This is a genomic window from Sulfolobus sp. B1, from assembly GCF_007050195.1.
Taxonomy (GTDB): Archaea; Thermoproteota; Thermoprotei_A; order Sulfolobales; family Sulfolobaceae; genus Saccharolobus.
On the sequence record NZ_QIMI01000090.1, the window covers coordinates 1 to 7017 of the forward strand.

8 protein-coding genes are annotated in these 7017 nt (G+C 34.7%); 4 read left to right on the forward strand and 4 right to left on the reverse strand.

What is annotated here, in order from left to right:
- On the reverse strand, positions 1-668 hold a 668-nt coding region (locus DMP16_RS06840; RefSeq protein ID WP_143577013.1), incomplete at its 3' end, for an aminotransferase class I/II-fold pyridoxal phosphate-dependent enzyme.
- Positions 669-678: 10 nt separating this feature from the next.
- On the opposite strand from DMP16_RS06840, the gene DMP16_RS06845 reads away from it, so the two are divergent.
- Positions 679-1272: a hypothetical protein gene (locus DMP16_RS06845; RefSeq protein WP_069282202.1), complete on the forward strand. Its 594-nt coding sequence runs from the start codon at positions 679-681 to the stop codon at positions 1270-1272.
- On the opposite strand, the gene leuS is transcribed toward DMP16_RS06845, so the two are convergent.
- The gene (gene leuS / locus DMP16_RS06850; protein ID WP_143577011.1) at positions 1256-4087 is read right to left on the reverse strand and encodes a leucine--tRNA ligase; all 2832 of its coding nucleotides are present in this window, start codon (positions 4085-4087) and stop codon (positions 1256-1258) included. The two genes, DMP16_RS06845 and leuS, sit on opposite strands and share 17 nt — an antisense overlap.
- Before the next feature lie 82 nt (positions 4088-4169).
- Between leuS and DMP16_RS06855 the strand changes: the two genes are divergently transcribed.
- On the forward strand, positions 4170-4694 hold the full coding sequence (locus DMP16_RS06855) for a cob(I)yrinic acid a,c-diamide adenosyltransferase (RefSeq protein ID WP_143577012.1): 525 nt from the start codon (positions 4170-4172) through the stop codon (positions 4692-4694).
- Here DMP16_RS06855 and DMP16_RS06860 read toward each other — a convergent pair.
- Both DMP16_RS06860 and DMP16_RS06865 read right to left on the reverse strand, forming a co-directional pair.
- Positions 4670-5647, reverse strand: coding sequence for a TIGR00269 family protein (locus DMP16_RS06860; RefSeq protein WP_069282211.1), 978 nt, complete (start codon positions 5645-5647; stop codon positions 4670-4672). The genes DMP16_RS06855 and DMP16_RS06860 overlap by 25 nt on opposite strands.
- A complete protein-coding gene (locus tag DMP16_RS06865) occupies positions 5644-5919 on the reverse strand; it encodes a DUF211 domain-containing protein (RefSeq protein WP_069282213.1) in 276 nt (91 codons plus the stop codon). The genes DMP16_RS06860 and DMP16_RS06865 overlap by 4 nt, the downstream gene beginning before the upstream one ends.
- Positions 5920-6034: 115 nt before the next feature.
- Between DMP16_RS06865 and speD the strand changes: the two genes are divergently transcribed.
- The gene (gene speD / locus DMP16_RS06870; RefSeq protein ID WP_069284564.1) at positions 6035-6406 is read left to right on the forward strand and encodes an adenosylmethionine decarboxylase; all 372 of its coding nucleotides are present in this window, start codon (positions 6035-6037) and stop codon (positions 6404-6406) included.
- 2 nt (positions 6407-6408) lie between these two features.
- Positions 6409-6975, forward strand: coding sequence for a hypothetical protein (locus DMP16_RS06875; protein WP_342764249.1), 567 nt, complete (start codon positions 6409-6411; stop codon positions 6973-6975).
- Positions 6976-7017 lie beyond the last annotated feature (42 nt).

The window sequence follows — 7017 nt, forward strand, 5'->3', positions numbered from 1 at the left end:
AAAGGAGATACAGTATAGTTGGCAAATTCATGATATGCTTCGTCAATTAACACAAAACCTTTAGTGTTTTCAGCTAATTGAGCTACTAAATCTTTTTTTCCTCCAAGCATTGGTGAACCCGTAGGGTTGTTTGGATCATCTATCACTACCAGTTCCGCATTCTTAGCTAGTTCCAAAACTTTTTCAAGGTTCATTCTCCACCACTCTTTATCTTCTATTAAATCTACTCTAACGATTCTAGCTCCCCTAGCTTTTGTGTAAACTGAGTACATACTATAGGAAGGGAAATTAGTAACTACCAGATCTCCAGGCTCTAACAAGTTATAGAACACTGCCCTTAAAGACCCATCTGCTCCTACTGAAGGGTAAATGTTATCCAATTCTACCTTAGCGTACTCTGCAGCAAGCTCTCTATATCTTCTAATTAAGTCAGGGTGTTGATATCTATTTCCTTTATCAAGATAGTTTTTCACGGCTTCGATTATGAACTTAGGGGGCTCAAGGGGTGACTCGTTTAGATGTAATCTAGTTCCTTCCTTGATATCTGTAAAATCATATTCTTCTGCCGTTAATAACCAAGACTTTAATTTATTTCTAATTAAGTTGGTTGGTGCAATACAAAACCCTATATAAGACAAGTAAAAAAGGTAAATAAGCTTTGATGAAATATAGTATCCCGTGAATATTGTAGATTACATATTAAGTTTAAGAGGTAATAGAGTTTTAGTAGTCTCATACTTCATCAATGTAAAAGTTAATCTAATTTATAATATAATTAAAAAATTAAACAATTCCAACATATGTGTCATTAATTTTGAGAAGCTAATAAAGATAGTTAACTTTTCAATAAAACAAAGCTGTAATGAGAATTCATATGTAATAGTTTTTGAACCTAAAGGTGAAGACGATCTTACTATGAGGTACGATCTAGTAATAAGTACCTTCGAGATCAAAGCTAACTTTGATGAGATAGTAAAAATAGAAAAGATTTCGCAAAGTATGTATAAGGCTAAAAACAAGGCAGGCAATATGTTTCTTTTTAAAATAGTAAATGACAACATAGTTGAGGAATCATTAAAGCCATTGCAAGAGACTATAGTTAGCTTATTGAAGGAGTATGGTGGAGAGGTTGATATGAGTGATGTGGTTAATATTATATCAAAAAAATACGGATTAAGTAAAGATGCAACTAGACAAGAATTGTTATTCCTTAAGCAACTAGGTATCCTAGATATAAAAAACAAGAAAGTGTTTCTCACTCAACTATTATAGCTGGTCTTAGAGGTAAAGCGTCTTTCTTATACAATTCCTTAATCTTTAAATTATACTCATTAATCTCTACCTTAATTCCTAGCTTCTTCTCCATATACCTTGATAATTGACCTAATACTGATGTTTCATCTATATCAAAGTTTAGTGCTAATTTTTTCATGTCATCATCAAGTTCTAAAGACTCATTAAATATTCTCTGAAAGAGCCTAGCTTCATCTTTGTTCTTAGGCCTATGTAAATCCATGAAAGTCTTAGACTGTCCATTCGATTTAATAGCATCTTTTAATAATTCTTTAATTTCTTTATCTCTTACACAATATAAGGAGACCTTTTTAGGTTCTCCTTTATATACGTTTAATATAGATCTTATATCCTCGATTATTCTGTTCATGTACTCATACTCTAACAAAGCTAATTCATCTATCTTAGCCTTCTCCACCTCTGGCCATTTTTCATTAACTATGAATTCTTGCCTATGAAGAATCTCATGCCAAATCTCCTCAGCTAAGTGTGGAGCAAACGGCGTAATTAGCTTCAACCACGTAATTAGCACCTCTCTTAGGATCCTACCATTAGCGTTCCTATTTTCTGCAGAGACCATGTTAAAGTACTCGTCAAGATTAGACGTAAACATAAAGAGGATTTCATTTATTGCATTTCTTAATTCAATGTTTTCCATATATTTTGTAACATTTTCAACCATCTTATAGGATATAGATAAAAGCCACTTCTCTGGAAAACCATGTGTTTCATCCTTATAGTTATCCAAATTATTAAATAGATCAAATATTTTTCTTACAGTTTCTCCAATAGTCTTAACTAGGGTTTCAGAAAAGTTAACATCAGAACCCATGTCAGCTGTGGAAGATAACGCTATTCTCATTATATCAATTCCAAACATCTTCAGACCTTTCCGCAATGGTATTATGTTCCTAAGTGATTTACTCATTTTCTTTCCTTCATATAACACTAAGCCGTTAACTGCGATAGCTTTAGGCCATAAGTTCTCTGGAAATATCGCAGCATGATTGAAAATGAAGAAGGTTAGATGATTAGGGATCAGATCCTTACCACTATGTCTTATATCCAATGGATACCAATACAAGAACTCTTCTCTTAATTCTTTAAGTACATCTGCTGTTATACCAGTTCTCTTACTTACTTCTTCTACATTTCCTAATCCCAACATCACATAATCGCAGAACTCTGGGGTAAGATGGGATAAGGTTATTCTATATTTCTTAATCTTGTGAGCTATCGTGTAATAGGCCATGTATATTGTTGAATCGCTTAAACTTTCTATTATCCACTTCTTATCCCAAGGCAATGGAGTTCCTAGACCTCTAGTCCTCGCACATGCCCTCTTCTCTAACCATCCTATAGTAAATTCGAAATCTTTTCTTACCTCGTCAGGGATAATCCTCATGTTTCCTAATAATTTTCTAGCTAGCTCTTTCCAATCTGATCTGGAATAGTCAAGAAACCATTGGTCTTTGAGTAACTTAACTACGATCTCTGTACCACATCTACAGTACACTGGCTTATTCATTATTTCAAAAATTTTTCTCCCTATGTTATTTGATATCATAAACTCTGTTATCGCCTCTCTAGCTTTAGGTACGGGAAGACCACTTAACTTCCTTAATTCCTCTTTATAATCTTCCTTAACCAATTTTTCTAGGTCACTTATCATTACTCCTTTATTATATTCTGTTCTATAGACATACTCAGTTAGTTTCTTTAGATCAGCATCACTTTTAGGATTATTCTTCTCTACAACGTCCTTGCCTAATGTATTTCCTAATCCCTCTACAAAAATAACTGGGATTACTTCAACATCTTTATTATTTTTCTTCATATAGTAATAATCGAAAGGAGCATGAGCAGGAACACTCATCACAACTCCAGTTCCCAAATCAACATCAACAAAACTACCTCCGTAAACTTCTATCTCCTTACCAGTGATAGGATTCTTTACCTTCATCCCTACTAGTTTAGAGCCTTTAACTTTCTCTATAATTTCTATGTCTTTATCTATTTGGAAGGAGAGCTTAAAGGCTGCCCTCTCACTTATTATCATCCTATTTCCAAAAATATTGGCTACAACGTAGTTCTCATTCGGGTTTACCCATATACCTATTGCCCCAAACACCGTTTCTGGTCTTAGCGTTGCAGCAGGAAATATTCCTTTATCTGAATTAAAGTATATTAATACAAACTCCCCAATTTCGGGTTCCACGTCACCCTTAGTATCGTGCATACCAACTGGAAGTTGATGGACTGGGCACCATCCGACTGGATGTGTATCCTTAACTACATACCCTTTGCTTTGTAACTTGTGAAACTGCCAAATAATAAATGAGGAGAACTCAGGGTCAATAGTAGTGAACTCCCTTCTCCAATCTATACTTAATCCTATTTCCTTCATAGCGCTCTTTATATCTTCTTTGAAGTAATTAGCCATGAATAGAGGGTCTGACATCTTAGGAATTACATCTGGGGAAATCTCATAAATGTCCTTAAATGTATCTATTAGATCTTTATCTCCTTTAGCTATCCCATCAGCCATAGCCATAATTGGAGTTCCCGTATAATGGAAACCCATGGGAAATAATACATTGTACCCTTGCATTCTCTTGAATCTCGCTACAACATCAGCAGTGACGTACGTTCTACCATGACCAATATGCCAAGGACTATTCGGATAGGGAAAAGCTACTGTAGTATAGAACTTTGGTCTATTAGGATCTGGATTCGACTCATATATTTTAGCCTCCTCCCACTTCTTTTGCCACTTAACTGCAACAGTGTTCAGAAAATCAACAAAGTCCTTATAACGTGAGCTTATCTCACTTCACCAAAAATGATATAACTAGGACTTTTTTAAATATTATTCAATGTTTACTAGAACCGGAGATGATGGTAATACCAACGTGATAAATAAGCGTATAGGGAAAGATTCTCCATTGGTAAACTTTCTTGGCGATATTGACGAATTGAATTCATTCATAGGGTTTGCCCTAAGTGTAATAAAATGGGAAGATATTAGACAAGATTTGATGAGAGTTCAGCAAGAGCTATTTATAGTAGGTGAAGAGGCAGTAAAAAATGAGGGGAAGATTAAAGAAGAGAGCGTTAAATGGATAGAGAAAAGGACTGTGGAGTACAGAAAGGAAAGTGGTCCAGTAAAATTATTCGTAATACCCGGTGGGTCGGAAGAAGCATCTAGGTTACACGTAGTTAGAAGTGTAGCAAGGAGAATAGAAAGAAATGCTGTAAAGTATTCTAAGGAAGTCCAGTTCAACAAGTGGATAATAGTTTATCTTAATAGATTATCATCCCTTTTGTTTGCCATGGCAATTGTTGCAAATAAGAGAAATGGTGTTGAGGAAAGAATTTATGATATAGGTAAGTACTTCTGATATCCCTCTGAATGAGGTAATAGACTGGCTCTTATTAAGAGTTCACAATTCTTACAAATTTTTCTCCCTGGAGTTGTAGGTTCTCCACATATTATGCAATTCGGCAACTCACCAATTGTAGTATAATTCTTCTTAATTCTAGCTGAGATTTCATCAAATTCCTCAAGAATCTTGAGCAAACTGCCTGGTAACTTTTCCTCTAGCAGATATAATAGCTCTCTCACTTTAGCCCTTAAAGTTGGTCTTTCTGAAATGTGAGGGCATTCCACTTCTTGAAATTCAAAGCCCCTAGAATAAGCATACATGGTAGTTTCCCATTCATATATCTTCCTTAACGGCTTTACTCTGGTTACAAATTTGTTACTAACCTTTAGTGGTTTATCCCCAAGTCTCACTAGTCTGAGTAAATCCCCTCTAATTAAGTTAATAATTATAGTTTGTACTTCATCATCCAAGTTATGCCCTGTAGCGACATAATCTGCATTAACATTTAAACCAGCTTCATTTATCAGCTTCCTTCTAAAACCTCCACAAAAAGTACATGCTGAAACCTTTAACCCTTTATTCTTTGACGCAATTACCATCTCATCAAGCGTAAAACCTACTTCTTTCTTAAAGCTCGTAGTAATTAATTCAATTCCTAAATCTGTAAGATATTTCTCTAATTTTTTTGTCTGATCTTCCCTATTGTAATTATGAATCCCTTCATTAATATTAAAGGCTATCAAGTTAGATGGGTTGATAAAGGAAGATAACGCATCAGCTAAGACTAAACTATCCTTTCCCCCAGAGACAGCTAAGAGAACCTTGCCAGCTTTCAACAAGCCTTGTTTCTCAGCTTCAATCTTTATCCTATTTTTAACATCATCTATAAAACATTGTTTGCAAAGTTTTCTTCCAGTATGTGGTTGATATATTTCAGCTTCCCTTAACTTACATACTTGGCAAATCATTTCTTTCCCTCAACTATCTTATTTCCACTTATTACTTCATCTATACTATGGATTGCACAACCCTCTTCCTCTAACGTTTTCTTAATCTCATCGAAATTTATGTCAGTTCCTTCAATTATGATTAACAACCCCATCGTCTCTACATCCATATCAGTAACACTAATATTGACACCGTCTATCCCTTTCAAGAGGGATATTTTTTCCGCTAAATCAACTATTGACGTTCCCCTTATAGGTTTTAAAACATCTAAGACTAGTCGTCTAATAGCCACTCCTCATCAGATAAGATAGTATTTATCCATTAGCATTAAAAACTTGCTTTTAGCCCCACTCATGGGGAAATAAATTTATATATGATTAGATAGAGGGGTTTAAGTGGGGGGTTTGATGAGAGGGGTAAGTATATCTTTTCCGAAGGTAGTGGGAAAACAAGTTTATGGCAGTTTGTACGAGTGCGATGAGGATATCCTCAAGGATAATAAGAAAATAGAGGAAATAATAAAGGGGGCAGCAAGAGAGGGTAACATGAATGTTCTTGATATAAAATCTTGGAAAATTGGGGAGGGCGCGAGTATAGTAGCAATTATATTGGAAAGCCACATAACGGTCCATACGTGGCCAGAATATAAATTCGCCACTGTTGACGTATATTCGTGTGGAGCTCATACCGATCCATATAGAGCATTTATGTATATTGTAGAAAAATTAGGGGCTAAGAGATATACAATCAACGAGGCTGATAGATCATCAGAGTTTTAATAATAGGTGGAGGTCTAGCTGGATTAATTTTAGCGTATAACTTGAGAGAATTTGATCCTATAGTTTTTGATAGAAGGAGGAAAGCTGGAAAGAAATGTACTGGAATAATAAGTTACGATACTTTTTATTCTCTTAATATTAGTAGAGAATTCTTAGATAGAGAATTTAAAAATATTGAGATCCTTTACGATAATAAATATTCAGTTCATGTAAATACTAATGTAACCAGACTCAATAGGGAAAAATTAGAAATTTGGCTTGATGAGGAAGTGAAAACTAAAAGGCCTAGGGATGCTGTTATCAAAGGGAATATTGTAATTTCAGAAAATGAAAAATATGAGGGAGTGATAATAGATTGTTCGGGTTGGAAAGGTAAAGCTAAGTGGTTAAAAGCAATAGAATATCTTACGGAACCTATCAATGAGGATAAGATAATAGTCTATTTTGATAGTAGAAATAAGGGTGGGTTCAGTTGGATTGTTCCATTACCTTATGGCACGTTAATAGGTTCTATTTCTTATATTAATCCAGAGTTTTTTTTACCTAAGATCGAAAAGAGGAATCATTAAAGCCATTGCAAGAGACTATAGTTAGCTTATTGAAGGAGTATG

Coding starts and splice junctions, on each gene's coding strand:
- DMP16_RS06860 (WP_069282211.1), bottom strand. CDS start 5,647: ATGATTTGCCAAGTATGTAAGTTAAGGGAAGCTGAAATATATCAACCA.
- DMP16_RS06855 (WP_143577012.1), top strand. CDS start 4,170: ATGTTTACTAGAACCGGAGATGATGGTAATACCAACGTGATAAATAAG.
- speD (WP_069284564.1), top strand. CDS start 6,035: ATGAGAGGGGTAAGTATATCTTTTCCGAAGGTAGTGGGAAAACAAGTT.